The following is a 25845-nucleotide window of genomic DNA, read 5'->3' on the forward strand; positions in this document are numbered from 1 at the left end:
GGGGTGTGGCGGATTTTCCACATTTGGACAGCACTGAGGAGTGGGGGATATGAACCAGGGGGATTGGCGTATCAACGCTTCGTGCCGAGATGAGGAGCCCGACCAGCTCTTCGTCCGAGGTGCGGAGCAGCGCAAGGCGAAGCTCGTGTGCCTGGGTTGCCCAGTTCGCATGGAATGCCTGGCCGAAGCGCTGGACAACAGGATCGAGTTCGGGGTCTGGGGAGGCATGACCGAGCGCGAACGCCGCGCTCTGCTGCGCCGCCGTCCGGACGTCGAATCGTGGCTCGAGCTCCTCGACAACGCACGTCAGGAGCACCTCGAGGACACGAGGGTCGGCTAGCAGCTCACTCCCCGGCGAGCCGCCGACCTATCTCCCGGAGGCCGTCCAGGTCGTGCACGTCCGCGGGCAACGCGGGCACGCCGACCAGCGAAACACCGGGGTGAGCACGTGTGAACCGGGCCAGCAGCCGCTTTTCCCGATCAGCGACTGCTACCCGGTCCGCATGCAGCCGGAGAACCGCCGCGGCGAGCGGCGCCTCACCGGAGCGGTCCAGGTCGTCCGCTGCGGCGATCGCCTTCGCCGCGGGCAGGTCCGCCGCGAGCACGGGATGAGTCCTGTTCGCGACCAGCCCGCACAACGGCATGCCCTCGGCGCTGAGCCGTTCCACGAAGTAGCTCGCTTCGCGCAACGCGTCCGGTTCCGCCGCCGCCACCACCACGAACCCGGTGCCCGGTGAGCGGAGCAGCTCGTACGTGCGCTGGGCACGTTCGCGGAATCCGCCGAACATGCTGTCGAAAGCCTGCACGAACGTCGACGCGTCCTGCAGCAGCTGACCGCCGACGATCGTGGACACCGCACGCGTGAAGAGGCTGAAGCCGGTACCGACGATCTTGAGCAGGCCGCGGCCGCTCGCCCGTGCCGGCGCCGACAGCATCCTGATGAACTTGCCGTCGAGCACCGTCGACAGCCGCTGCGGCGCGTCCAGGAAGTCCAGCGCCGACCGCGACGGCGGGGTGTCGACGATGATCAGGTCCCACTCGTCCTGCGCGACCAGCTGACCCAGCTTCTCCATCGCCATGTACTCCTGCGTGCCGGAGAACGACGAGGAAATGGTCTGGTAGAAGGGGTTCGACAGGATCTGGTCGGCCCGGTCGCGGCCCGCGTGGGTCAGCACCATGTCGTCGAACGTGCGACGCATGTCCAGCATCATCGCGAACAGCTCGCCCTTGGGCTCGAAGCCCTCGACGACGACCTCGCGCGGGTGGTTGTCGAGCTCCCGCAGGCCGAGCGACTGCGCGAGCCTGCGCGCCGGGTCGATCGTCAGCACGACGACGCGCCGGCCCCGTTCCGCCGCTCGCAACGCCAGCGCCGCGGCCGTGGTCGTCTTGCCGACACCGCCCGAGCCGCAGCACACGAGCACGCGGGTCGCCGGGTCGTCCAGCAACGGGTCGAACTCGAGCTTGTTCACCGCACACCCGCCGTGACCAGCACCTCGGCCAGTTCGTAGAGCGCGGCCACGTCCACCCCGTCCGTCAGCTCAGGCAGCTCCAGCGTCGGCAGGTCCGACTCGCTGAGCAGTTCCATCGCTTCCTTCTCCGACTGCACCCGGATGGCGTGCTCCACCGTCTCGTCGGCCAGACCTTCGAGCGTGAACTCGTCGAGGTCGAGACCCGCGGCCTGCAACCCGGCGCGCACCCGCGACTCGTCGACCCTGCCTTCGGCGGCGACCGAGATCGAACGGGCGGGCAGCCGGATCGGGTTGACCCGGTTGACCAGCACCGCACCCGGTCGCAGATCGGCGGCGTCCAGCTCGGCGACCGCGTCCAGGGTCTCGCGCACGGGCATCTCCTCCAGCAGCGCCACCAGGTGCACCGCGGTGTCACCGGAGTGCAGCAGCCGGACCACGCCCTCGCTCTGCCCCTTGATCGGCCCGACCTTCGCCAGGTCGGCCATGGCCTTGGTGACGTCGAGGAACTTCACCACGCGGCCCGTCGGCGGCGCGTCCAGCACGACGGCGTCGTAGAGGTGGCGTCCGTCGGGACCCGTCCGGTTCACGCACTCCTTGACCTTGCCGGTCAGCAGGACGTCCCGCAGGCCGGGTGCGAGCGTGGTCGCGAACTCGATGGCGCCCATCTTGCGCAGCGTCCTGCCCGCGAAGCCGAGGTTGTAGAACATCGCCAGGTACTCGAGCAGCGCGGCCTCCGCGTCGACGGCGAGCGCGTGCACCTCACCGCCGCCCGGCGCGGACGCGATCCGTTCCTCGGAGTAGGGCAGCGGGGCGCGGTCGAAGAGCTGGGCGATGCCCTGCCGGCCCTCGACCTCCACCAGCAGCACCCGGCGGCCTCCGGTGGCGAGCGCGAGCGCCAGCGCGGCCGCGATCGTGGTCTTGCCGGTGCCGCCCTTGCCGGAGACCACGTGCAGACGGGCTCGGGTCAGCTCCTCGGTCCACGACGTCACACCTCCAGACTAGGTGCGAAACCGGTCAGGCGTGGACCAGCCGGTCAATCAGCCATGGTGAGGAAGAGAACGGCCATGGCGGTGGCGGCGACCAGCGCCCAGGCCACGACCGACGGCAGCCACAGCGCGATGCTGGCCGTGATGACGACCACGACCGCCAGTCCGATCAACCCGGCCTGCACGACGGCCGCGCGCTGGCTGTGCTTGCGGTCACGCACCTGCGCCATGGCGACGAGCACCATCACCAGCCCGCCCACGGCGAACAGGCTGGTGGCGACGATCCGCCAGGTCTCCATGTGATCAAGGTAGCCCGAACGGCCGGAACCACGCATAGGTCGATCGGGTGGCGCGTTAGGCTCGGCGCATGACGAAGTGGGAGTACGCGACCGTGCCGTTGTTGATCCACGCCACGAAGCAGATCCTCGACCAGTGGGGCGAGGACGGCTGGGAGCTGGTCACCGTGCTGACGAACCCGACCGGTGAGCAGCACGTCGCGTACCTGAAGCGGGTGAAGGGATGACCTGGAGCACGCGCCTGAAGGAGCTCGGCGTCGAGCTCCCCGGAGTCGCCGCCCCGCTCGCCGCCTACGTGCCCGCCACGCAGAGCGGTCCCTGGGTCTTCACCTCGGGCCAGCTGCCGTTCGTCGACGGGAAGCTGCCCGCCACCGGCAAGGTCGGCGCGGAGGTCTCCCCCGAGGAGGCCAAGCAGTACGCCGCGACCTGCATCCTCAACGCCTTGGCCGCGGTCCACGCGCTCGTGGGGATTGACTCGATCAAGCGAGTCGTGAAGGTTGTCGGCTTTGTGGCCTCCGCTGAGGGCTTCACCGGTCAGCCGGGCGTCGTGAACGGTGCCTCGGAGCTGCTCGGCGAGATCTTCGGCGACGCGGGCAAGCACGCCCGGTCGGCCGTGGGGGTGGCCGAGCTGCCGATCGGCGCTCCGGTGGAGATCGAACTCATCGTCGAGGTGTGACATGTCGGACACGTGCCACGAACTGCTGCTGCGACTCGCCGGCCGGCTGCCGGACGAGCTGCTGTGGCGGTACCGGGACTGGGCGGCCTCGGACGCATACGCGGTGCTCGCGCGGTCGTTGCCGCGCACTCTGCTGCACGGACGCATCCCTCTGACGGATCACGAGATGCGCCTTTTGCAGGACGCGCTCGTGCCCTACGGGGCCGAACCGGGTGCTGTCAGTTCGGTCAAAGGGCTGGACGAACTGCCCCCCACCGACTACACCTTTTCCCCGGAGTCACCCGATCGGGTGCCGATGGGGGATTCCGCGACCGTCGTTCTCGGTGCCACGCTGCGAGGCCGGCACGGGGTCGGTGAGGTTCGCTCCTGCTGGCGCATCGGTCCGTCCGGGGTCAACCGCGTCCTGCTGGTCGCGGCGACCACCGGCCACGCCAGGCTGACCGGTGAGCTGCAGCGGGTTCTGCGGGCGTTGGGCGAACACGACCCGTGTGTCGAGGTCGTGCCGTCCGGTCTGGACCTGCCGCCCTACCACCGGGCGGCGCTGGCGGCATCGGAGCTGGTCTGCGCCGGCGCCGAGTCCGATGAGCACCTGGTGCTCAGCTAAGGAGAGTTGACGTGACGAACGACGGTGTCGGCCTGCCGGTCCGTCTCCACGATCTCCTGCTGTCGATGGCCGGGCGTGTCGACGACGACGCCCTGTCGCAGGCCCGCGAGTTCCTCGCGGTCGGAGAACTGGACCGCTCGATCGAACTGCTCGTCGGCACGCTCCTCGCCGGCGGCATCCCGGTGCTGCCCGACGAGAGGGCGGCGATCACGTGGATCCTCCACGAGGTCCGCTCGGACGCCTCCCTGACCGACCGCCTGCCGGTCGTCGAGATGCTGCCGTTCCTGCGCCACCGCTTCACGTCCGAGACCGACCCGGCCTCTGACGTCGCGAGCCTGCTGACCCGCGCGGTGTCGGTGCTGCCCGACGTCCGTTCGGTGCGGTGCGTCTGGCGTTCGTCGCCGGCCGGTGCCACGCCGGGCCCGTTGCCGCAGCGCGTGGTCCTCGTGGACATCGGTCCGCAGGGCTTCGCGCCCGCGACGGCCTACCGGGTCGACGCGGTGCTGCGGAAGGCCGGCGTCCGCGCCTCGGTCGAGGTGCTGACCACCGGCACGCAGCTCAGCGACTACCACGCGTCGGCGGTGACGTCCTCACGGGCGGTGCCGATGTCCGGCGCTCCGGTGACGCCGGCCCCTCCAGCACAGCCGGCCATGGCTCATGAGCCGGCGGCGACCTGGTTCGACCAGTCGGAAGAACTTCCCGCTCCGGCGCCGGTGGCAGAGCCGACACCGGCGCCGGAGCCCGTGGAAGAGACCGGCTCACGTCGCACGCGTTCGTCTTCGTCGAATCTCGAAGGCTCGCAGCCCTTTCCTCCCAAGCCCGTGAAGCGCATCCCGATCGTGCCGACCGAGGCCGGGATCGAGCTGCTCCCCGGACCCTCGCCGATCGACCGGGCCGAGATGCTCCCCGAGCCCACGCCGATCAACAGGGCCGAGGTGACCACCGAGCTCAAGGCCGACGAGCTGGCGGCGCTGCAGGCCGCGCTGGCCGAGTCGCCCGCCGAACCGTCGTCCGTGGACGCGAACCTCAGCGAGCGCGAGCGCGCCCTGTTGCAGCAGCTGCACGAGGAGCTGGCGCAGCGGGAGCAGACCGGTGCCAAGACGACCGACTCCGGTCGCTGGCAGATCGACAGGTCCTCGTCGCGTCAGTCGGCGTTCGGGGTGGCGAACAACGGGCACCAGCCTCAGTAGCCGGTGCGCAGGTACTCCAGCTGGGCCCGCACCGACCACTCGGCGGCGGGCCACAGCACCCTGTCCACGTCCGCGTAGACGATCTCGACGACCTGGCGCGGTGTCGGTGCGCCGCCCAGTTCCTCGACCGCCCTGCGGACCTGGTCCAGCCGAAGCTTCCGGTGGGCGAGGTACATCCGCGCGGCCTCGCCGGCGTCCGCGAGCTCGGGGCCGTGGCCGGGCAGCACGGCGGTGTGCTCGGGCAGTTCGGCGAGCAGCCTGAGGGACTCGAAGTAGTCGCCGAGCTTGCCGTCGGGGTGAGCCACGATCGTCGTGCCGCGGCCGAGGACCGTGTCGCCGGTCAGCACGGCCTCACCGTCGATCACGAAGCACAGCGAGTCGCTGGTGTGGCCGGGCGTGCCCAGGACGCGCAGCTCCAGGCCGGCGCTGGTGATCACGTCGCCGTCCACGAGCCCTTCGGAGCCGTAGGTGAACGTCGGGTCGAGCGCGCGCACCGGGGCGTTGACGAGCTCTGCGAACTGACGGGCGCCCTCGGAGTGGTCGGGGTGTCCGTGCGTCAGCAGGATTTCCGCGATCGGGCCGAACGACGCGATGCGTTTGAGGTGGGCCTCGTCGAGAGGGCCGGGGTCGATGACGACGTACTCGTCGGCGTCCGGTGCCTTGAGCAGCCACGTGTTGGTGCCGTCGAGCGTCATCGGTGACGGGTTGTCGGCCAGCAGCACCGCGGCGTGCGGCGTGACCTGGCGCAGTTCGCCGTACTGCGGGTGCGCGGCGCGGGCGCCGATCAGCGGGGAGCCGCTCACGGGAGCACCACCCGGATGACGTCGCCGTCGCGGATGAGCTTCGGGATGATCTTCTCGACGCTGCGCTGCTCGGCCATGACCTTCTCAACGCTGCCGAGAGCGCCGATCTCGTCGAGGGTGCGCCAGGTGGGCGGCATGAGCATCCGGCGGCCTTCCTGGGCGTCCTGGACGGCTTCCGCGGGGGTCTGCCACGACGCGTCGGAGGCCTCGGTCGTCTCGCCGTCGGCGCGTTGCCCGGTCGGCAGGGCGGCGACGAAGAACCGGGTGTCGTAGCGGCGCGGTTCCTCGTACGGGGTGACCCAGTTCGCCCACGGCCTCAGCAGGTCCGCGCGCAGCACGAGGCCGTTGGCGGTGAGGAACTGGGCGAGGGAGATCTCGCGGTCGACGAGCTGCCGCCGTGCCTCGCTGAAGATCGACGTGTCGGCGACGACGGAGGTGGCGTCGGGCCCCGCGAGCAGGACACCGGACTCCTCGAACGTCTCGCGCACGGCCGCGCACACGAAGGCGCGGGCCGTCGACTCGTCCACCCCGAAGGCGTCGGCCCACCACTGCGGCGGCGGACCGGCCCAGGCGACGGACGTGTCGGCGTCGCGCCGGTCGACACCACCACCGGGGAAGACGGTCATGCCGCCCGCGAACGCCATGCCCTTCACACGGCGCAGGAGGAAGGCCTCCACGCCCTGGTCACCGTCCCGCAGCAGCACGACGGTGACGGCGTCGCGGGCCTGCGCGGGTTGGGAAGCGGGCGAGCTGGGTACCAGGTTCCCCGGCAAGGTCATGTCGTCGGGCATCCTCCGAGCGTACGACCGCGCTTACCCGAGGATGGTGTGATGGCGACGAAGGTCTCCGGTTGTCTGGTGCAGATCCTGTTGTTCCTGCTCGGCGCGGTGCTGGGCACCGGCCTGACCGCGGTGGCGGGCGTGGTGATGTTCGTGCCCGACCGCACGACCGTGATCAGCGTGGACCCGACGTCCACTGCTCCTGGCGTGTACGTGAAGAAGGTCGAACGGCTCGTTGGCGGCACCTACTACGAGATCTGGCTCGGCCCGACACCGGACCGCGGCCACGTCGTCACCGTGCCCGCCGGCTGGGACCACGACCCGAAACGGGAGACGACGAGCGACGGCATGCGCCTGAAGTTCGGCAACGGCGGCGAGATCTTCGTCCCCAAGGCCAGTTACTCCTGAGGCAGGATGTGCGAGTGGACGAACAGCTGCGCGTAGGACTTGTCGGCGCCGGACCGTGGGCGGAGATGATCCACGCCCCCGGCATCGCGAACCACCCGGGAACCGCGCTGACCGGCGTGTGGGCGCGCCGCCCGGAAGCCGCCGCGGAACTGGCCGGCCGCTACGGCGCCGAGCCGTTCGAGGACTACGCCTCGATGCTGTCCACAGTGGACGCCGTGGCGTTCTGCGTGCCACCGGGCGTGCAGGGTCCGATGGCGATCGAGGCGGCGCGGGCGGGCAAGCACCTGGTGCTGGAGAAGCCGATCGCGGAGTCGGTGGAGGTCGCCTCCGAGTTGGCCGCTGCGGTAGCTGAAGCCGGCGTCGCCTCCCTGGTCGTGCTGACCCGCCGGTACGCCCCGGAGACCAAGGAGATGCTGGCCCAGCTGCACCGCACGGGCGGCTGGACCGGCGCCGACAGCCGCTGGATCTCGGGCGCGCTGCTGGACGGCCCGTTCTCGAACTCCCCGTGGCGCCACGACAAGGGCGCGCTGGACGACGTGGGCCCGCACGCACTCGACCTGCTCGACGCGGCACTGGGCGAGATCACCGACGTGATCGCGGCGAACGTCTCGTCGACGGGTCTGTGGCAGCTGATCCTGCAGCACGCCGGCGGCGCCACGAGCACGGTCTCGCTGTGCCTGTCGCTGCCCCTGCAACCGCCGTTCGCGGACTTCACGGTGTTCGGGGTGAACGGCGCGCGCACCCTGACGAACCGGGACACGCCCGCGCTGGAGTGCTTCACGAACCTGCTCGACGACTTCGTGGCGATGGTGGACAGCGGCACCACCGCGCACGAGTGTGACGTGCGACGCGGGCTGCACCTGCAGCGGATCATCGACCTGGCGCGGAGCAAGGCCGGGGCGTGACCGCTGGGCCGATCGGCGGGCACCCGTCCGTCACCCGCTGAGACGAAACGCTTCCGCTCCGTGTGCACACCGGCTACCTTGCCTCCGGTCGAGGCGATCCAAAATTGTCAGGGGTCGTCGCTAACGTCCCCGGCATGGACCTCACCGCCACGACAGCCGAGCTCGCCGGCGCCGCCGCCGAGGTGGCGCGGCTGCTGCCCACGCGCGTGCTCGACCCGGTGCTGGCCGGGCTTCGCCTGAAGGCCGGCACGGACGTCGAGATCGCGGGCAGCGACCAGGAGCACGGCGTGCGCCTGACCGTGCCCGCCACCGTCCACACCGAAGGCGAGGTGCTCGTGCCCGCGAAGCCGCTGGCCGCGACCCTCCAGGCACTCGACGACCCGCGGGTGAGGCTCAAGGTCGAGGGCCAGCGGCTGGCCGTCCGCACGCCGAGCTCGAGGTTCGCGATCCCGCTGCTCGACCTGCACAACCACCCCGGCGTCCCGGAACTGCCGCCGCGGCAGGGCCACCTCGACGCCGACAGGCTCAAGATCATCGCTGCGGTGGCGGGCGCGGCGAGCAAGGACGACGCGTTGCCGATCTTCACCGGCATCCGCATCCAGTCCGACGACCAGAAACTGCACGTGATCGCCACCGACCGCTACCGCATGGCCTACGCGACCCTGCCGTGGGAACAAGAAGGTCAAGTGGACCTGTTGGTACCGGCGAAGCCCATCGCCGAAGCCGCCCGGCAGGCCGCGGGCAGGGTCGCTCTGCACGCGAACGAAGACCGCCTGGGCCTCTCCTGGCACAACAACTCGATCTCCACCGCACTCTTGGCCGCTCCGTTCCCGGACGACCGGGCGCGCCGACTCCTGGAGGCAGTCATCGACAGCACGGTGCTCGTGGACGCGGACGCGTTGGCCCGCGCCGTCCGCAGAGCAACTCCCTACGGCGGCCCGCACCAGGCGGTGACCATCCAGGTGGAGGACAGCGAGGTCCGCGTGAAGGGCAGCGATCCGCAACAGGGCGAGTCGGAGGAGTTCGTCAAGGCCACGGTCGAGGGCGACCGCGTGACGAAGACGTTCCAGGCCCGCTACCTCGCGGACGCGCTGAAGGCGTTCGCGGGCCGCCGGATCGAGCTGAAGATCCAGGACGGCCTCCGGTCGACGGTGCTGACGTCGACGCCGGGCGAGGACGGGGTGGAGCTGACCTACCTGGTCGTGCCGATGCGCTCGGTGGCCTGAACGGGCTGCGAGCTCACGCTGGCTCGCGGATGCGTTGAAGGGCTGTTCGCGGGTCGCTGGGTCGCGTTGAAGGGCCGTTCGCGCGCCGCCGAACGCACGAGGCGGTGTGAGCGCGACGGCCTTCCCCTCGCGCTGACCGCGTGCCGTGCCCGACCGGTACGGCCCCCACGGCCGCCGTGGAAGCGATTCGCGGACCTCTCGAACGCTCAGAACGCACGAAGGGCCCTCCCGTGCCGTCCAGCACGGAAGGGCCCCTGCACCACGACTCAGCGGGCCGCGAGCTCCATCTCCGACCGAGCCGGCAGCGACTCGGACCGCGGCACGCCCCGCCGCACGGTGCCACGCAGCAGCCACACCGCCAGCGCGATCAGCAGCCCCGCGACGCCCGACGCGACGAACGCCGGTCGCGTGCCGAAGTGCTCGATCAGCTGGCCGGACAGGCCCTGGCCGATGGCGAGGCCGACGGTCACCGACGTGATCACCCAGCCGAACGCCTCCGCAGCCATGCCGTTCGGCGTGACCTGCTCGATCGCGGCGGAGTGCGCGGTCGACTGCGGCGTGATCAGCGTGCCGACCACGAACAGCGCCAGCCCCAGACCCACCAAGGACGCCGGGATCGCCAGCAGCAGCGACAGCAGGCCGAACCCACCCAGCAGCACCGGCAGGCGCAGGTGCATCGGGCGCGGCCACGGGCGCATGCCGTAGAGCACGCCGAAGATCACCGAGCTGATCGACCACAGCGACAGCATCAGGCCGCCCATCGAGGCGTGGCCCGCGGCCTTCGCGAACGCCGGCACGGCCACCTCGACGAAACCGATCGTCACGCCGAAGCCCAGCGCGGCCAGTGCGACGGTCCGCATGCCGGGGTAGGCGAACGCGCCCAGCATGGGCCGGGGCGTCGCAGCCACGGGGCCCCAGGCGCGCACCACGGGGTTGAACGCGAACCACAGCGCGCCCACGACCATCAGCAAGGCTCCGGTCACGACACCGGTGCCCGCCCACGGCGCCGCCAGCAGCAGGCCGGCGAGGCCCGGTCCGAGGATGAAGAAGACCTCCATGCTGATCGACTCGTAGGCGTAGGCCGCCATCCGCGTCGGGCCGGAGGGCACCATCCGCTCCCACAGCGCACGGGACGCCGAGCCCACCATCGGCTCCGTCGCACCGACGCCGAGGGCCAGGGGGACCAGCGCGAACACCGAGGCCGAGGCTTCGACGGAGATCACCGAGGCCGTGACGAACAGGGCGAACAACCCGGTCGTGAAGACCAGCGGGCGGGTCGGGCCGAAGCGGTCCATCAGCCGGCCCTGGACGACGGAGCCGAGAGCCACGCCCACCAACGCCGCCGCCGAGACCAGGCCGGCGACCGCGAACGAGCCCGTTGCGCGCTCGACGTAGAGCAGCAGCGAGAGGCCGACCATCGCGATCGGCAGGCGGGCGAGCAGCGACGCGACCACGGGGCCGCGCATGCCGGGGGTCGTCAGGGCGGCACGGTAGTCGGAGAGACGGGCAGAGTGGGACATGTGTACCAGTATGCCAAACCTGGTACGGATGTACCAGATCGGGTGCGCGGCGTCACGATGGTTGCGATTTGGTCACGGCAATGGGATGACCGGGTGAAACATGCAACGAATCAGGCGCAGACGAGGTCCTTGAGGGTGAAAGGGCTTGAGCGGTCGGGGAGGAGACGTGCGAAAGTTGACTCATCGACCGAGACCAACCTCTGGCTTGAGGGTCGGGGCCTGCGCGCCAGAGGGATGGAGGCACGGTTCGTCGGGGGATGGGCCGTGCAACACAAAGGACCGGTGCGCCACGTCGGGGGTGGCGCCCGGTCCTTTGTGTTTTCGACGTTCTCGGAAGAGCTTCCGTACCTAGCGGGCCCGGCGAGCCAGTCGCTCGGGGTCCAGGATCAGCACGCTCTTGCCTTCCAACCGCAGCCAGCCGCGGTGCGCGAAGTCGGCCAGCGCCTTGTTCACGGTCTCGCGGGACGCGCCGACGAACTGGGCGATCTCCTCCTGCGTCAGGTCGTGCGTGACGCGGAGCAGACCGGCCTCCTGCGAACCGAAGCGCTGTGCGAGCTGCAGCAACGCCTTGGCCACGCGGCCGGGCACGTCCGTGAAGATCAGGTCGGCCAGCATCGAGTTCGTCCGGCGCAGCCTGCGGGCGAGTGCCCTCAGCAGCTGCTCGGCGATCTCCGGCCGGTTGGTGATCCACTGACGGAGCGCGGGGCGGTCCATGGACACCGCGCGCACCTCGGTCACCGTCGTCGCGGTCGACGTGCGGGGGCCGGGATCGAAAATGGACAGTTCGCCGAACATGTCGGAGGGTCCGAAGATCCCCAACAGGTTCTCGCGGCCGTCCGGCGACTTGCGGCCGATCTTCACCTTGCCGGACTGGATGATGTACAGGCGATCGCCCGGCTCACCCTCCGCGAAGATCACGTGGCCACGCGGGAACTCCACCGTCTCCAGGGTCTGCGCCAGCGCCTCTGCGGCTGCCGGGTCAACCCCTTGGAAGATGCCCGCTCGCGCCAGGGTCTCGTCCACCTCATCCCTCCTAATCGACGCGACGGCACGCCTACCACCATCTTTGGTGGAGTCAGCGCCGTGCCGCCGATCACTGCGTTGCAGTCTAAGGGCTGTGTTGTGGATCGCCGCTCGGCTCGCCGTCTTAGTAGGAACAACCCAACTGACTCGATCCAGCCCGACGGGCCAGTCTACGCCATTCAGCGCACGCGCTTGCGGGCACCTCCACGCCCACGGCGACGCAGGCGGAACAGCTCCAGTGCGCGACCGATGCCGTGTCCGTAGAGCGCCTTGACCTCATCGGGCCGAGCGGACTCCAGGAACTCCTCGACCTCGTTCTCCTGCACGGCAACGTGCCGGAGCTTCGCTTCGACGCGCTCCATGAAGAGCGCGAAGAACATGATCACGATCGGGACGACGATCACAAGCCAGGCAGTCATGATGCTCCGCAGTGTGGCGCATGTGGGATTCGAGTACGCGTCTAGGGGGTCGGTCCGGCGTGTTGACTACGCTGAATCAGTGCCCGCTACCAAGAAGCCGGAAACCAAACTCGGCCTGACCCGCAGGGCCCGCCGGATGGTGCGCGTGCTGGCCGAGGGATACCCCGACGCGCACTGCGAGCTGGACTTCACGACGCCGCTCGAGCTGCTCGTGGCGGTCGTGCTGTCCGCGCAGTGCACCGACAAGAAGGTCAACGAGGTCACTCCCGCGCTCTTCGCGAAGTACCCGACGGCCGCCGACTACGCCGGCGCCGACCGGGTCGAACTCGAAGAGATGATCCGCCCGACCGGTTTCTACCGGAACAAGGCAACGTCTCTGATGGGTCTCGGTGCTGCTCTTGTGGAGCAGTACGACGGTGTGGTTCCGGGCACTCTGGAGCAGCTGGTCAAGCTCCCCGGTGTAGGACGCAAGACCGCCAACGTGGTTCTCGGCAACGCGTTCGATGTGCCCGGCATCACAGTCGACACCCACTTCGGCCGCCTCGTCCGCCGCTGGGGCTGGACCGAGCTCGAGGACGCGGTCAAGGTCGAGCACGCGATCGGCGAGCTCATCGAGAAGCGCGACTGGACGATGGCCTCGCACTGGATCATCTTCCACGGCCGCCGCGTCTGCCACGCCAAAACGCCTGCGTGCGGCGCCTGTCTGCTGATGAAGGACTGCCCGTCGTACGGCCTGGGCCCCGAGGACCCGGTCAAGGCGGCCAAGCTCGTGAAGGGTGACGAGAAGCCCCACCTGATCGAGCTCGCCGAACGGGTCCGCGCCGGTGAGAAGCTGGTGGGGTGAACAACCGCACCCGCTGGCTGATCCTCGTGCTCGTCCTCGGCGTGGCGGGTGTCGTGGCGCTGTGGCCCCGTGACAAGGCACCGGAACCGCCCACGTCGAACCGCCCGGCGCAGGACGTGGCCGCGTTGCGCGCGCAGGCCCAGCTCCGGCCGTGCGTGCCCGGAGGAGAGGGCGGCGTCGACGTGACGTGCCTCGGCGACGGCACCCGGACGGCCCTCGCGCTGAAGGGGCCGATCCTGATCAACTTCTGGGCGACCTGGTGCCAGCCGTGCCAGGAGGAGCTGCCGGTGCTGGAAACGTATGCGAAGCAACCAGGTGCGGTCCCGGTCGTCCCAGTTCTTGTGGAGAGCAGGGAAGCCGACGGCCTGGAGCTTCTCGCGCGGCTCGGCGTGCGGCTGCCGTCGGTCTTCGACGGGGCTGACGAGCTGCGCAAGCAGATGAAGGCGCCGATGAGGCTGCCCACCACGTATTACGTAGCAGCGGACGGTCAAGCTCGGCTGATCACGGACCCGCTGTACTTCAGCACGCCCGAGCAGGTCGAGAAGGCGGTGCGATGACGGAGGCAACCGAGCCACCCGACTGGATGCAGCGCCTGGCCAAGGCCACCGAGCAGATCGACGCGCGGACGTTCATGCGAGTCCCGCGGGCTCCGGAGGACGGGGTCCGCAAGGCGTCCGTGCTGATGCTGTTCGGCGAGGACGAGAACCACGGGCCGGACGTGTTGCTGCTGCGCCGTGCGGACACGCTGGGCTCGCATCCGGGTCAGGTCGCGTTCCCCGGCGGGGCCGCCGACGAGACCGACGACGGGCCTGTCGGCACGGCATTACGCGAGGCTTACGAGGAGACAGGTGTACTTGCGTCAGGAGTGAGACCGCTCGCCCTGTTGCCGGAGCTGTACGTGCCGGTGTCCGGGTTCGTGGTCACGCCCGTGCTCGCCTACTGGGAACAGCCGAGCCCCGTCGCACCTGTCGACCCGGCGGAGACCGCCGCCGTCGCACGGGTGCCCGTCGCGCACCTCGCGGATCCTGCGAACCGGTTCCGGGTGCGTCACCCTGCGGGTTACGTCGGAGCGGCCTTCTCCGCGCCGGGCATGCTGGTGTGGGGTTTCACCGCGGGGTTGATCAACGGCCTGATCGCACTCGGCGGCTGGGAACAGCCGTGGGATGCGACCGATGTGCGTGACCTTGAACTAGCGTTGCGCGCTACACAGTGAGGCGGAGGTTCTGGGTTGAACTGGGTTGACCTGCTGGTGCTGGGCCTGGCCGCGATAGCCGCGGTGTCCGGGGCCAGGCAGGGCATGGTCGTCGCGCTGCCCGCGTTCGTCGGTGTGCTCGTCGGCCTGATCCTCGGCACTCAGATCGCACCGCTGCTGGTGTCCCAGTTCGAGAACGTCGTGACGAAGGTCGTGTTCGCGGTCGGCATCGTGGTGCTGCTCGTGGCGCTCGGCGAGACGATCGGCGTCTACATCGGCAGGACGATCAAGGCTCGGGTCAACGCGTCGCCGTTGCGCGGCGCGGACAACGCGCTGGGCGCGATCGTGCAGGGCCTGGTCGTCTTCGTCGTGGCGTGGATGATCGCCCTCCCGCTGACCTCGGTCGTCGGGCTGCCGGACCTCACGTCGTCGCTCAAGCAGTCGGTGATCCTCGGCAAGGTCGACGAGACCATGCCGCAGGCCGCCCGCGTGCTGTCCGGCGACCTGCAGAAGCTCTTCGACGTCTCCGGCTTCCCGCAGGCGATGGACCCGTTCAACCGGACGCCGCTCAAGGCGGTCGAGCCGCCGAACAGCGAGCTCGCGAACTCCCCGGTTGCGACCAAGCTGAAGTCCTCGGTCCTCAAGGTCCGCGGACGTGCGCCGTCGTGCTCGCGTGCGCTGGAAGGCACCGGCTTCGTCATCGCGCCGGAACGCGTCATGACCAACGCGCACGTCGTCGCCGGCACCAACGAGGTGACGGTCGAGGTCGGCCGCGGCCAGTTCGACGCGACCGTGGTGGCCTACGACCCGAGGGTGGACATCGCCGTGCTCGCGGTGCCGGACCTGGAGGCCACGCCGCTGCAGTTCCGTTCGGACGAGGTGCAGCCGGGCGAGGACGGCATCGTGCTCGGCTACCCGCTGGACGGCCCGTACAAGTCTTCTCCCGCCCGCGTGCGGGAGCGGATCCCGCTGCTGCGCGGCCCGGACATCTACGACGCGCAGACGGTGACGCGCGACGTCTACACGGTTCGTGCCGAGGTCCGGTCCGGCAACTCGGGTGGTCCGCTGGTCGACCCGAACGGCCGGGTGATGGGCGTGGTGTTCGGTGCCGCGGTCGACGACCCGGAGACCGGCTTCGTGCTCACCGCCCAGCAGGTGCAGCAGATGGTGCAGAAGGCGCCGACGCTCACCCGCCGGGCTTCGACGCAGGGCTGTGCCTCGTAGCGATGCCGTCGAGCACGTAGGTGAGGCCGGAGTCGAACCTCTGCGCGGGATCGGGGTGACCGCCCTCGTAGATGAACCTGGCCAGCGTCGGGTACCGGCCCGTGGCGAGCATCCGCTCGATGTACGGGCCGGACGCCCGCTGCCACTGCTCCTCGGTCAGGCCGGTCGACCGTTCCGCGCGGATCTCGGTGATCTCGTTGCGGACGGCGCCGTAGACGTACGCCATCACCGCGGCGACCGCGCTCATCACGTCGTCGATGCTCTCGAACCCGACCGTGCCGAGCGTGCTCTCCATGAACGCGAGCGAGTTCGGGCCCCGGTTCGGCCTGCCGCCGAGCAGGTCGATCAACCACTCGTGCCGCTTCGCCGCGTCCCGGATCTCGTGGGCGATGTGCCGCAGCCCGGTCCGCCAGTCCGCTGACGGATCCGGTGGCGTGATCTCCCCGTAGACCTCGTCGACCATCAGGTCGAGCAGCTCGTCCTTGGTCTCGATGTAGCCGTAGAGGCGCATCGGGCCCGCGTTCAGCGCGGCCGCGACCTTGCGCAACGACACCTCGTCGAGCCCTCCCCCGTCGGCGAGCGTGATCGCGGCGCGCACGATCAGCTCCCTGCTCAACGGGGTCGGCGACGGCCTGCTCGGCGGCTCCGGACGGTCCCACACCAATTCGTTCGTCATCGAGGTGGACAATACAGTGTCTGTCGGCGATACAGTGTATTGAGAAATACGGTGTATCGAGGGGATGGCATGAAGACTTCGGTGTTGGTGGTCGGAAGTGGGGTCGCCGGGACGTCGGCCGCGTTGTTCCTGGCGTGGCACGGGGTGCCCGTGACGTTGGTGGAGAAGCATCCGAGCAGCTCACCGCACCCGCGTGCGGTCGGCTTCACGGCGCGAACCGGTGAGCTGTTGCGCGCGGTCGGACTTGAGGCCGAGCTGCCGCCGAGCAGGGTGGCGAAGGGCTTCGGCATCCGGCGCGTGCGGTGCGCGAGCCTGGTCGGGGAGCGGTTCGAGGAGACGTTCTGGTCGCCACCCGCGGAGGTGTCGGACGTCGAGTACTCGCCCAGCAAGGGCGTGGCGCTGGCCCAGGACAGGATGGAGCCGATGCTGCGGGACAAGGCCCGCGAGCTCGGCGCGGACATCCGGATGAGCACCCGGATGCTGGAGTTCTCCCAGGACCACGACGGCGTCACGGCGATCGTGCAGGGCGACGGCGAACCGTACGAGATCCGGGCCGACTACCTGATCGCGGCGGACGGCCACCGCAGTCCGGTCCGGGAGGCGCTCGGCATCACCCGCAGCGGGCGCGGGTACATGCACACGTCCCGCAGCGTGCTGTTCCGCGCGCCGCTGGAGGAGTACCTGAAGGACGGCATCGGTCAGTTCGTGGTGGACGGCGTGGGGTTCCTGACCACCTACGGCGACGGCCGCTGGGTCCTGATGCTCGAGGACCGCGAGTACGACGAGCCCGAGCTGCGGCAGAAGATCTTCCAGGCGATCGGCCGCGACGACCTGGAGGTCGAGATCATCACGACCGGCCGCTGGACGATCACCGCGGCCGTCGCGGACGAGTTCTCCCGCGGCCGGATCTTCCTGGCCGGCGACTCCGCGCACACGTTGCCGCCGAGTCGCGGCGGGTTCGGCGCGAACGTCGGCATCGAGGACGCGTACAACCTGGCGTGGAAGCTCGCCGCCGTGCTGGACGGCGAGTCACGACCGTCCCTGCTGGACACCTACGACGCGGAACGGCGCCCGGTCGCGTTGCTGTGCCACCAGCAGATCTTCGCCCGCAACGACGGCCACAACCGCGACGGCGAGCCCGAGGACGCGCCGTTGATCGACAACAACGCCATGCACTACGGCGTCCTCTACCGGTCGGATGCCGTGCTCGGCGCGGGCCCGGAACTGCCGCCCGCCCGGGTCCCCGAGCTGTGGAACGGTCAGCCCGGTACGCGGGCCCCGCACGTGTGGCTCGAGCCCGGCAGGTCCACTGTGGACCTGTTCGGACGCGGCTGGGTCCTCGTGGCGGACCACCCGCAGTGGGAGGAAGCCGCCGCACGGGCAGGCGTCCGGTACGAACGGATCGAGCAGCTGGACGTCTTCGGACTGTCCGAAAAGGGCGCCTCGCTGGTGCGGCCCGACGGCCACGTCGCGTGGCGTTCGGTCGACCTGCCGGACGACCCGGCGGCGGCGCTCGAGGCCGCGTTCAGCTCAGCTTCTGCAGGAACTCGGTGATCAACCTGCTGGTGGTGTGGGGTGCCTCCTGGTTCGGGAAGTGCCCCACCTCCGGCAGGTACCGGAACTCCGAGGAGGGCCCGAGCCACGGCAGCGAGTCGCGGGCGGAGGACTCCAGCGTGATCGGGTCCAGCGCGCCGTGGATCTGCAGCACCGGCACCCGCATCGGCTTGTTGACGGCCTCGGCGAACCGGCGGCCGTCGCTGCGCAGCTGCGAGCGCACCGCCCAGCGGTAGTACTCCATCGCGCTGTGGGCGACGCCGGGCACCGTCATGGCCTGCCGGCAACGTCGGATGACCTCGTCGAACTCGGGCGCCGAACGCCACTTCGGACCGGACCACACGGACAGCAGCTTGGCGACCTGCAACGCGTTCTCGCTGGTCAGCCAGCGTTCCGGGTAGATCGGCAGCTGGAAGCGGAGCACGTGGGAGTTCACGCGGGGATGCCTGCGGAACGCCCGGCGCGTCACGAGCGGGTGCGGTGCGGACAGGACCGAGATCGACGAGACCACCCGCGGGTGCATCGCGCCGACCGTCCACGCCGTGGCGCCGCCCCACGCGTGACCCACCAGGTGTGCACGCGGGGCGCCGAGCGCCTTGATCAGGCCCGCGACATCACCCGCGAGCGTGAAGCCGTCGTAGCCGCGCGGTGGCTTGTCCGAGTCGCCGTAGCCGCGCAGGTCGACCGCGACCGCGCGGTAGCCGGCCTCGGCGAGCGCGGTCAGCTGGTGCCGCCACGACCACCAGAACTCGGGGAACCCGTGCAGGAGCAGCACGAGCGGGCCCTCGCCGAGCTCGGCGACGTGCAGGCGGATGCCGTTGGCCGAGACGTCGCGGTGCGTCCACGGACCCGCGACCCGCACCACCGACGGGTCGGGTTTGCGGCTCAGTTGTCGTCGCCCCTGCGCGTGAGGGCCGCGACGGTGTCCTTCGCGGCCGCGATCGACTTCTCCGGCGCCTTGATCTTCTTCACCTTGCGCCAGCCCAGCAGACCGAACAGGCCCGCGGTCAGCAGCATCAGGAAGAAGACGATCCCGAAGCCGACCGAGTACCACCAGCCGAAGATTTCCGAGATCAGGAACCCGAGCGCCATGAACAGGAAGAACAGGCTGAAGCACAACACCGTCAGCGCGACGATGAAGAAGACGCTGCCCTTGACGCCCTTCTTGACCGACGCCGCGATCTCGCCCTTGGCGAGCTCGACCTCTGCTCTGACGAGCGTCGACACGTGGGCGGTCGCATCACGGACGAGTCCGCCGATCGAGGCCTCGGCCGCCGGGTCGTCTGCGGTCAGCGGAATCGACGCGATGTGCTCCCTGGTGGTCACCCGGACATGGTGCCATGAGCCCGGCTGCGACGAATGAGCAACACCGCGGCGAGCAGCGACGCGATCATCGAGGCGAGCAGCACGGCCGCCTTCGCGGTCTCTGGCTCGGCGAGGGAGAGCTCGGCGATCAACAGGCTGACCGTGAACCCGACACCGCCGAGCACCGCCACCGCGACGATGTCCCGCGGCCCCGCACCGGACGGCCACACGGCGGCCTTGAACCACACCGCCAGAGCCGAGGCGCCGACGATCCCGATCACCTTGCCGACCACGAGCCCGACGATCACACCGATCGCGATCTTGTCAGAGAAGAGCTTCCCGAGCGCCTCCGCGCCCACCGGCACACCCGCCGCGAACAGCGCGAACACCGGGACCGCGACCCCGGCCGACCACGGCTGGAGCCGGTGTTCGAGCCGGACCGCCGGTGCCTCCTGCTCGTACGGGTCGCGCTTCACCCGTGTGAGCAACGCCAGCGCGACGCCCGCGATCGTCGCGTGGATGCCCGACTCGTGCATGAACCACCAGGTGGCGAGCGCGATCGGCACGTACGCGAACGGTGTGGTGATTCTCTTGTGCTGCAGGAACCAGTACAGCGCCAGCAGCAGCACGACGGCACCGGCGGCGAGCAGGTTGAACTTCGCGGTGAACAGGACCGCGATCACGATGATCGCGCCCAGGTCGTCCACGACGGCCAGGCTGAGCAGGAACACCCGCAGGCTCGACGGCAACCCGGACGCCGTCAGCGCCAGCACTCCCAGCGCGAACGCGATGTCCGTCGCGACCGGAATGGCCCAGGCCTTCTCGATCCCCGGCTGTCCCCAGCCGATCGACAACGCGACCAACGCGGGCACGATCATCCCGCCGATCGCCGCGACCACCGGCAGGATCGCGGCCTTGAACTCCGACAGCTCTCCGACGACGAGCTCGCGCTTCAGCTCAAGGCCGGCCACGAAGAAGAAGAGGGCGAGCAGTCCGTCCGTGGCCCACTCACCGACGGACAGCGGCCCGGCGTGCAGGTCCCGCAGCGCGAAGTAGGAGGGGGACAACGGCGAGTTGGCCCACATCAGCGCGATGGCCGTCGCTCCGAGCAGCACGGTGCCACCGACGGTTTCCGTGCGGAGGTAACGGGCGAACTCGGCGACAACGGCCTTCTTGCGCGACAAAAGGGCTCCTGGGGCGGTCAGCAGGTACACGAATACTCGTGCCGACCAGACTTCCCGGCTCACCCTGATGCGATCTTAACGCCAACGGGCGCCCTCGAGTGAGGACGCCCGTCACGTTTGCGCTGATCAGTCCTCGGACTTGCCCGACTGCAGGCCCGCGGAGATCAGGTCCATCACCGACGAGTCGGCCAGCGTCGTCACGTCGCCGACCGTGCGGTTCTCCGCGACGTCGCGCAGCAGGCGGCGCATGATCTTGCCCGAGCGCGTCTTCGGCAGCTCCGGCACGACCATGATCTGGCGCGGCTTCGCGATCGGGCCGATCTCCTTGGCCACGTGGTCGCGCAGGGCCTTGATCGCCTCGGCACCGCCGGCCTCGTCGCCCGCGCCACCGCGCAGGATCACGAACGCCACGATGCCCTGGCCCGTGGTCGCGTCGGACGCGCCCACGACCGCCGCCTCGGCCACGGTCGGGTGCGAGACCAGTGCGGACTCGACCTCGGTGGTGGAGATGCGGTGGCCCGACACGTTCATCACGTCGTCGACGCGGCCGAGCAGCCACAGGTCGCCGTCGTCGTCGTACTTCGCGCCGTCACCGGCGAAGTAGAAGCCCTGGTCCTTGAAACGCGACCAGTAGGTGTCCCGGTAGCGCTCGTCGTCGCCCCAGATGCCGCGCAGCATCGACGGCCAAGGCTCGTCGAGCACCAGGTAGCCGCCGCCACCGTGCGGGACCTCGACGCCCTCGTCGTTGACGACCTTCGCGCCGATGCCGGGCAGCGGGCGCTGCGCGGAACCGGGCTTGGTCGACACGACACCGGGCAGCGGCGAGATCATGATCGCGCCGGTCTCGGTCTGCCACCACGTGTCGACGATCGGGGCCTTCCCGCCACCGACGTTGTCGCGGTACCAGATCCACGCCTCGGGGTTGATCGGCTCACCGACCGAACCCAGCACGCGCAACGAGCTGAGGTCGTACTTGGCCGGGATGTCCGCGCCCCACTTCATGAAGGTGCGGATCAGCGTCGGCGCCGTGTAGTAGATCGAGACGCCGTACTTCTGGATGATCTCCCAGTGGCGGCCCTCGTGCGGGGTGTTCGGCGTGCCTTCGTAGACGACCTGCGTCACGCGGTTCGACAGCGGGCCGTAGACGATGTAGCTGTGGCCGGTGACCCAGCCGATGTCCGCGGTGCACCAGTACACGTCGGTGTCCGGCTTGAGGTCGAAGACGTTGTAGTGCGTGTACGACGCCTGCGTGAGGTAGCCGCCGGACGTGTGCAGGATGCCCTTCGGCTTACCCGTGGTGCCCGAGGTGTAGAGGATGAAGAGCGGGTGCTCCGAGTCGAACGCCTCGGGGGTGTGCACGTCGGACTGGCTGTCCACCAGCTCGTGCCACCACACGTCCTTGTCGGTCCACGCGACCTCGGAGTCGGTGCGCTTGACGACGATGACCTTCTCCACGGACGGCGCGCCGGCGACGGCCTCGTCCACGGCGGGCTTGAGCGGAGCCGGGTTGCCGCGGCGGTACTGGCCGTCGGTCGTGATCACGAGCTTGCACGAGGAGTCCTCGATGCGGGTGCGCAGCGCCTCGGCGGAGAAGCCGCCGAACACCACGCTGTGCATCGCGCCGACGCGGGCGCAGGCGAGCATCGCGAAGATCGCCTCGGGAACCATCGGCATGTAGATCGCGACGCGGTCCTCGGCGCCGATTCCCAGCGACACCAACGCGTTGGCGGCCTTGGAGACCTCGCGCTGGAGCTCGGCGTAGGTGATGGCGCGGGAGTCACCGGGCTCGCCCTCCCAGTGGATCGCGACCTGCTCGCCGTGGCCGGACTCGACGTGCCGGTCGACGCAGTTGTAGGCGACGTTGAGCTTTCCGCCCACGAACCACTTGGCGAACGGCGCGTCCGACCAGTCGAGCACCTGCGTCCACTTGGTGTCCCAGTGCAGCCGGTCCGCCTGCTTCGCCCAGAACGCCTCGCGGTCGGCCTTCGCCTCCTCGTACAGCTCGGGCTTCGCGTTCGCCTGTGCCGCGAACTCGTCGGAGGGCGGGAACGTCCTGCTCTCCGTGAGCAGGTTGTCCAGAGCTTGGCCCTGGCCTGGCGACTGCGTCATGGTGCGAGACCTCCTGGAAAATCCAGACCGGTTGGGGATGCGGGTACTGACCGTAGTGCGAGCCAGTTCACTTCCAACAGGCTCCTCCCTCAAAAGGTTCAGACCAATATTGGGAGGTTGGTTACACGGCTGTCACTGTGTAACCCGTTTTGTCTGGTTGAAGCACGTGTGGCGCGATGAACGGGCCAAGTTGCGCGCTCAACGGTCCGCGCAGTGAGCTGGATCACGCGTTTCACCTGGTCAGGTACTCTGCGCGACCGTGACCGATCCGCTTGCTCCGCTGCTTTCCTTGCCCGGTGTGGCCGACGCCGCCAACGCGGCCAAGGACGCCGTCTTCCAGGTGCACCGCCATCGGGTGAACCTGCGCGGCTGGGCCACGACCGCGGCCGAGGCGTCCGTGCGCGCGGCGCGTGCGTCGGCGGCGCTGGAGGGCGGACCGACCGAGATCCCGTCGTCCGGCGAGGTCTCGGACCCCGTGCTGGCGGGGTCGTTGCGGGTCGCCGAGGCGTTGGGAGGTCTCGTCGGCACGTGGCAGCGCGCGCCGTTGCAGGCCCTCGCGCGGTTGCACGTTCTCGCCGCCGCGGACCTCGCATCGGACGTTGGTCGTCCACGGGTGTCGGAGGACGTGTCGCAGCGACTCGATCTGCTCGGGTCGTTGGTCACCGGTGGAACGTCGGTGCCGGCCCCGGTCGTGGTCGCGGTGGTGCACGGCGAACTGCTCGGCCTCGCGCCGTTCGAGGTCGCCAACGGCGTGGTCGCCCGTGCGGCTTCGAGGCTGACGTCGATCTCCACCGGGCTCGACCCCAAGGGACTCGGCGTGCCCGAGGTGGCCTGCCTGCGCCGGTCGTCCGAGTACGAGGCCGCGTCCGTGGCGTTCGCGTCCGGTGAGCTCGAAGGCCTCGCTCAGTGGATCCTGTTCGTCTGCTCCGCCCTGGAGGCGGGCGCCCGCGAGGCGCGCAGCATCGCGGACGCCGCACTCACCGGGTGATGTCCGCGAGGGTTTCCGCCGCCTTGATCGCGTCGTCGTCGGTCACGTAGAGCGGCGCGAACCCGAACCGCAGGACGTCCGGCGGCCGGTGGTCGCCGATGACGCCCCGCGCGATCAGCTCGTCCATGACGGCCTTCGCGTCCGGGCAGCGCACGGAGATCTGGTTGCCGCGGACCTCCGGCGTGATGACCTCCAACGAGGTCAGCTTCTCGACGTGCTCGCGGAACAACGCCGTCAGCTTCAGGCCGCGCTCGCGCAGTTCGGCGAGGTCGACGTCGTCCCACACGTCCAGCGCCGCGTCGAGCGCCAGCATCGACAGGATGTCCGGCGTGCCGACGCGCGCCCGGACGATGCCGGGGTCGGGCTCGTAGCTCGGCTCCATGGCGAACGGCTCGCGGTGCCCGTTCCAGCCCGACAACGGGTTCTCGAACGTGCTCTGCCTGTGCTTCGGCACGTAGATGTAGGCGGGGGAGCCGGGGCCACCGTTGAGGAACTTGTACGTGCAGCCGATGGCGAAGTCGACGTTCAGCGCGTCGAGCTCGATCGGCAGCACGCCCGCGCTGTGGCAGAGGTCCCAGACCACCTGCGCGCCAACGGAGTGCGCCTGCTCGGTGAGCGCCTTCATGTCGTTGAGCGCACCGGTCCGGTAGTCGACGTGGTTGAGCAGCACCACGGCGGTGTCCTCGGAGAGGTCCAAAGAGGACGGATGCGCGGCCCGGATCTTCAGACCCGTCAACGACGCCACGGACTGCGCGATGTAGCCGTCGGTCGGGAACGTCGACTCGTCGCACACGATCTCGGTGCGGCTGGTGCCCTTCACCGCGCCCATCAACGCCTTGAAGACGTTGACCGACGTGGAGTCGCCGACCACGACCTGACCTCCGGCGGCCCCGATCAGCCGGCCGATGCGGTCACCGATCCGTTGCGGCGCCTCCCACCAGCCCTCGCTCCACGACCGGATGAGCCGCGTGCCCCATTGGTGCTTGATGACTTCCTGCATGCGCTCGGCGACGTGCTTCGGCGGTGCGCCGAGGGAGTTGCCGTCGAGGTAGATGACGCCTTCGGGAATGTCGAACAGCTCGCGCTTCACACGTAGCTCCTGGCAGTCCACAGCTCGGGGAACACCGCTCGTTGGGTGCGCTTCTCCAGCCATGCAACACCGGCGGATCCACCGGTGCCCACCTTCGCGCCCATCGAACGGCGGGTCGCGAGCAGGTGGTCGTAGCGCCAGCGCGCGAACTCCTCGGCGATGTCGGTCAGCGCCTCGCCGAGCTCGAGCAGGTCGCGGTCGTCGCCGCGGTAGATCTCCGCCCACACCTGTTCGACCTCGGGTGACGCCTCGTAGGCCTTGGTGAGGTCGCGGTCGAGGATCTCCTGCGGGATGGCGAACCCGCGGCGTTTCAAGGCAGCCAGCACGTCGTCGTACAGCGAGGGCTTCGCGAGCGACTCCTCCAGCTGCGCGTGCATCGCCGGCACCGCGCGGTGCGGCACGAGCATCGACGCGGACTTCTCGCCGAGCAGGAACTCCATCTCGCGGTACATGCCCGACTGGAAGCCGGAGCCCTCGCCGAGCGCGTCGCGGAACGAGTTGAACTCGGTCGGCGTCATGCGCGCGATCGGCCGCCACGCCGCGGACAGCGCCTGCAGGTGCAGGTCGGAACGGCGCAGCGTGCGGACGGCGGCGCGCAGGTCGTCGGCGCGGAGCTCGGTCTGGGCCTGCCGCCACTCGAAGCAGAGCAGGCCGAAGTACAGCTCCATCACCTGCGTGATGACCAGGAACGACATCTCGCGCGGATCTTTGGACCACTGCTGTTGAAGGGTGTGCAGCACCGACGCGTGCACGTAGTCCTCGTACGGCGTGGTGCCGCCGAAATCCAGCTTGGGGGAGACGGGGCAGCTCATGCCTTCAATCCTCGCTCGAACCGTCGCTCACCTGAATGGATGACGAAAGGCGTTCGGCCCGAACTTCTTCTGAACGCAAAACGGATCGGCGGGTAGCTTTGCGTTCGTGTTGGACGAGGTCGACAAGGCCCTGTTGGAGGCGCTCCAAGAGGATGCGCGCCTGTCGTACAACGAGCTCGCACGGCGAGTGCACGTCTCACCGCCGACGGTCGCGCAACGGGTCCGTCGGCTGGAGAACATGGGGGCCATCACCGGTTATCGCGCCGTGGTCGACCCCACCGTCGTAGGGCGTCCTGTCGTCGCGTTGGTGCGCATGAAGTGCTACGGCCCGAGGTGCATCACGGTGCATCCCGAGCTGCTCGACGACCTGCCCGAGGTGGTCGAGGTGGTGCGGCTGACCGGCGACATCTGCTCGGTGGTGAAGGTCGTGACGACGTCGATCACGGAGCTGGAACGGCTCCTGGTGCGGCTCGCGAGCCACGGGGAGACGTCGAGCGCGATGGTGCTCTCCACCCCGATCCCCTGGCGCCCCGTGCGACCCGCCTAACCTCACCCGTCCGTGT

At 69.6% G+C, this 25845-nt stretch carries 30 protein-coding genes; 15 read left to right on the top strand and 15 right to left on the bottom strand.

The genetic code is table 11. From position 1 onward, the window contains the following. The first annotated feature begins 49 nt into the window (after positions 1 to 49). Positions 50 to 340 carry a WhiB family transcriptional regulator gene (locus AOM45_RS03355; RefSeq protein ID WP_030469466.1) on the top strand — a complete coding sequence of 97 codons (291 nt, stop codon included), beginning with the start codon at positions 50 to 52 and terminating at the stop codon, positions 338 to 340. Positions 341 to 344: 4 nt separating this feature from the next. Here AOM45_RS03355 and bagB read toward each other — a convergent pair whose 3' ends face one another. Genes bagB through AOM45_RS03370 form a run of 3 tightly spaced genes read right to left on the bottom strand, consistent with a single transcriptional unit; the run spans position 345 to position 2754 of the window. After that, complete coding sequence (gene bagB / locus AOM45_RS03360) at positions 345 to 1469, bottom strand: ATPase BagB (RefSeq protein WP_030469465.1); 1125 nt, start codon at positions 1467 to 1469, stop codon at positions 345 to 347. Continuing rightward, positions 1466 to 2458 (bottom strand): ATPase BagA, encoded by a 993-nt coding sequence (gene bagA, locus AOM45_RS03365; RefSeq protein ID WP_030469464.1) that lies wholly within the window; start codon positions 2456 to 2458, stop codon positions 1466 to 1468. Before bagA ends, bagB begins: the two co-directional genes overlap by 4 nt. A 44-nt stretch (positions 2459 to 2502) precedes the next feature. After that, entirely contained in the window at positions 2503 to 2754 is a 252-nt protein-coding gene (locus AOM45_RS03370; protein WP_030469463.1) for a hypothetical protein, read from the bottom strand. 68 nt (positions 2755 to 2822) lie between these two features. Here AOM45_RS03370 and sp36 point away from each other — a divergent pair, with 68 nt between their 5' ends. Genes sp36 through AOM45_RS03385 form a run of 4 tightly spaced genes read left to right on the top strand, consistent with a single transcriptional unit; the run spans position 2823 to position 5221 of the window. Then, positions 2823 to 2978, top strand: coding sequence for a Sp36 family protein (gene sp36 / locus AOM45_RS50510; protein ID WP_112262548.1), 156 nt, complete (start codon positions 2823 to 2825; stop codon positions 2976 to 2978). Next, positions 2975 to 3427, top strand: coding sequence for a RidA family protein (locus AOM45_RS03375; protein WP_030469462.1), 453 nt, complete (start codon positions 2975 to 2977; stop codon positions 3425 to 3427). Before sp36 ends, AOM45_RS03375 begins: the two co-directional genes overlap by 4 nt. Position 3428: 1 nt before the next feature. After that, on the top strand, positions 3429 to 4031 hold the full coding sequence (locus AOM45_RS03380; RefSeq protein ID WP_030469461.1) for a hypothetical protein: 603 nt from the start codon (positions 3429 to 3431) through the stop codon (positions 4029 to 4031). A gap of 11 nt (positions 4032 to 4042) precedes the next feature. Next, complete coding sequence (locus AOM45_RS03385) at positions 4043 to 5221, top strand: hypothetical protein (protein WP_051783976.1); 1179 nt, start codon at positions 4043 to 4045, stop codon at positions 5219 to 5221. Here AOM45_RS03385 and AOM45_RS03390 read toward each other — a convergent pair. Further along, positions 5215 to 6024, bottom strand: a complete 810-nt coding sequence (locus tag AOM45_RS03390) for an MBL fold metallo-hydrolase (RefSeq protein ID WP_030469459.1) — start codon at positions 6022 to 6024, stop codon at positions 5215 to 5217. The genes AOM45_RS03385 and AOM45_RS03390 overlap by 7 nt on opposite strands. After that, the gene (locus AOM45_RS03395; protein ID WP_030469458.1) at positions 6021 to 6815 is read right to left on the bottom strand and encodes an NUDIX hydrolase; all 795 of its coding nucleotides are present in this window, start codon (positions 6813 to 6815) and stop codon (positions 6021 to 6023) included. The genes AOM45_RS03390 and AOM45_RS03395 overlap by 4 nt, the downstream gene beginning before the upstream one ends. A gap of 39 nt (positions 6816 to 6854) precedes the next feature. Between AOM45_RS03395 and AOM45_RS03400 the strand changes: the two genes are divergently transcribed. From AOM45_RS03400 to dnaN, 3 genes are all read left to right on the top strand, one after another. Beyond that, the gene (locus AOM45_RS03400) at positions 6855 to 7211 is read left to right on the top strand and encodes a hypothetical protein (protein WP_030469457.1); all 357 of its coding nucleotides are present in this window, start codon (positions 6855 to 6857) and stop codon (positions 7209 to 7211) included. Between the two features lie 14 nt (positions 7212 to 7225). Beyond that, positions 7226 to 8116 carry a Gfo/Idh/MocA family protein gene (locus AOM45_RS03405; RefSeq protein ID WP_030469456.1) on the top strand — a complete coding sequence of 297 codons (891 nt, stop codon included), beginning with the start codon at positions 7226 to 7228 and terminating at the stop codon, positions 8114 to 8116. A 134-nt stretch (positions 8117 to 8250) separates the two neighbouring features. Continuing rightward, on the top strand, positions 8251 to 9342 hold the full coding sequence (gene dnaN, locus AOM45_RS03410; RefSeq protein WP_030469455.1) for a DNA polymerase III subunit beta: 1092 nt from the start codon (positions 8251 to 8253) through the stop codon (positions 9340 to 9342). A 266-nt stretch (positions 9343 to 9608) separates the two neighbouring features. On the opposite strand, the gene AOM45_RS03415 is transcribed toward dnaN, so the two are convergent. From AOM45_RS03415 to AOM45_RS03425, 3 genes are all read right to left on the bottom strand, one after another. Then, complete coding sequence (locus AOM45_RS03415) at positions 9609 to 10862, bottom strand: MFS transporter (RefSeq protein WP_030469454.1); 1254 nt, start codon at positions 10860 to 10862, stop codon at positions 9609 to 9611. A 348-nt stretch (positions 10863 to 11210) separates the two neighbouring features. Next, positions 11211 to 11885, bottom strand: a complete 675-nt coding sequence (locus tag AOM45_RS03420; protein WP_030469453.1) for a Crp/Fnr family transcriptional regulator — start codon at positions 11883 to 11885, stop codon at positions 11211 to 11213. A 179-nt stretch (positions 11886 to 12064) separates the two neighbouring features. After that, positions 12065 to 12304, bottom strand: coding sequence for a hypothetical protein (locus AOM45_RS03425; RefSeq protein WP_030469452.1), 240 nt, complete (start codon positions 12302 to 12304; stop codon positions 12065 to 12067). A gap of 136 nt (positions 12305 to 12440) precedes the next feature. Here AOM45_RS03425 and nth point away from each other — a divergent pair, with 136 nt between their 5' ends. Genes nth through AOM45_RS03445 form a run of 4 tightly spaced genes read left to right on the top strand, consistent with a single transcriptional unit; the run spans position 12441 to position 15564 of the window. After that, the gene (gene nth / locus AOM45_RS03430) at positions 12441 to 13148 is read left to right on the top strand and encodes an endonuclease III (RefSeq protein WP_035911358.1); all 708 of its coding nucleotides are present in this window, start codon (positions 12441 to 12443) and stop codon (positions 13146 to 13148) included. Continuing rightward, positions 13145 to 13705: a TlpA family protein disulfide reductase gene (locus AOM45_RS03435; protein ID WP_030469450.1), complete on the top strand. Its 561-nt coding sequence runs from the start codon at positions 13145 to 13147 to the stop codon at positions 13703 to 13705. The genes nth and AOM45_RS03435 overlap by 4 nt, the downstream gene beginning before the upstream one ends. After that, positions 13702 to 14361, top strand: a complete 660-nt coding sequence (locus AOM45_RS03440) for an NUDIX hydrolase (RefSeq protein WP_030469449.1) — start codon at positions 13702 to 13704, stop codon at positions 14359 to 14361. Before AOM45_RS03435 ends, AOM45_RS03440 begins: the two co-directional genes overlap by 4 nt. Before the next feature lie 15 nt (positions 14362 to 14376). Continuing rightward, positions 14377 to 15564 (top strand): MarP family serine protease, encoded by a 1188-nt coding sequence (locus AOM45_RS03445; protein ID WP_030469448.1) that lies wholly within the window; start codon positions 14377 to 14379, stop codon positions 15562 to 15564. Here AOM45_RS03445 and AOM45_RS03450 read toward each other — a convergent pair. Next, positions 15527 to 16240, bottom strand: coding sequence for a TetR/AcrR family transcriptional regulator C-terminal domain-containing protein (locus AOM45_RS03450; protein WP_030469447.1), 714 nt, complete (start codon positions 16238 to 16240; stop codon positions 15527 to 15529). The genes AOM45_RS03445 and AOM45_RS03450 overlap by 38 nt on opposite strands. Positions 16241 to 16309: 69 nt before the next feature. On the opposite strand from AOM45_RS03450, the gene AOM45_RS03455 reads away from it, so the two are divergent. Beyond that, on the top strand, positions 16310 to 17794 hold the full coding sequence (locus tag AOM45_RS03455) for an FAD-dependent monooxygenase (protein ID WP_030469446.1): 1485 nt from the start codon (positions 16310 to 16312) through the stop codon (positions 17792 to 17794). Here the strand turns inward: AOM45_RS03455 and AOM45_RS03460 are convergent. The 4 genes from AOM45_RS03460 to acs form a co-directional block, all read right to left on the bottom strand. Next, entirely contained in the window at positions 17766 to 18683 is a 918-nt protein-coding gene (locus AOM45_RS03460; RefSeq protein ID WP_030469445.1) for an alpha/beta fold hydrolase, read from the bottom strand. The two genes, AOM45_RS03455 and AOM45_RS03460, sit on opposite strands and share 29 nt — an antisense overlap. After that, positions 18680 to 19120, bottom strand: a complete 441-nt coding sequence (locus AOM45_RS03465; RefSeq protein WP_030469444.1) for a phage holin family protein — start codon at positions 19118 to 19120, stop codon at positions 18680 to 18682. The genes AOM45_RS03460 and AOM45_RS03465 overlap by 4 nt, the downstream gene beginning before the upstream one ends. Further along, positions 19117 to 20283 (bottom strand): Na+/H+ antiporter NhaA, encoded by a 1167-nt coding sequence (gene nhaA, locus AOM45_RS03470; protein WP_030469443.1) that lies wholly within the window; start codon positions 20281 to 20283, stop codon positions 19117 to 19119. Before nhaA ends, AOM45_RS03465 begins: the two co-directional genes overlap by 4 nt. 126 nt (positions 20284 to 20409) lie before the next feature. Beyond that, positions 20410 to 22392, bottom strand: a complete 1983-nt coding sequence (acs, locus tag AOM45_RS03475; RefSeq protein ID WP_030469442.1) for an acetate--CoA ligase — start codon at positions 22390 to 22392, stop codon at positions 20410 to 20412. Between the two features lie 259 nt (positions 22393 to 22651). Here acs and AOM45_RS03480 point away from each other — a divergent pair, with 259 nt between their 5' ends. Continuing rightward, a complete protein-coding gene (locus tag AOM45_RS03480) occupies positions 22652 to 23380 on the top strand; it encodes a hypothetical protein (RefSeq protein WP_030469441.1) in 729 nt (242 codons plus the stop codon). Here the strand turns inward: AOM45_RS03480 and kynU are convergent. Beyond that, on the bottom strand, positions 23370 to 24470 hold the full coding sequence (gene kynU, locus AOM45_RS03485) for a kynureninase (RefSeq protein WP_236703074.1): 1101 nt from the start codon (positions 24468 to 24470) through the stop codon (positions 23370 to 23372). The two genes, AOM45_RS03480 and kynU, sit on opposite strands and share 11 nt — an antisense overlap. Next, on the bottom strand, positions 24467 to 25282 hold the full coding sequence (locus AOM45_RS03490; protein ID WP_030469439.1) for a tryptophan 2,3-dioxygenase: 816 nt from the start codon (positions 25280 to 25282) through the stop codon (positions 24467 to 24469). The genes kynU and AOM45_RS03490 overlap by 4 nt, the downstream gene beginning before the upstream one ends. A 106-nt stretch (positions 25283 to 25388) precedes the next feature. Between AOM45_RS03490 and AOM45_RS03495 the strand changes: the two genes are divergently transcribed. Then, positions 25389 to 25829, top strand: coding sequence for an Lrp/AsnC family transcriptional regulator (locus AOM45_RS03495; RefSeq protein ID WP_201779876.1), 441 nt, complete (start codon positions 25389 to 25391; stop codon positions 25827 to 25829). Positions 25830 to 25845: the final 16 nt, after the last annotated feature.

The organism is Lentzea aerocolonigenes (assembly GCF_000974445.1).
Classification (GTDB): domain Bacteria; phylum Actinomycetota; class Actinomycetes; order Mycobacteriales; family Pseudonocardiaceae; genus Lentzea; species Lentzea aerocolonigenes.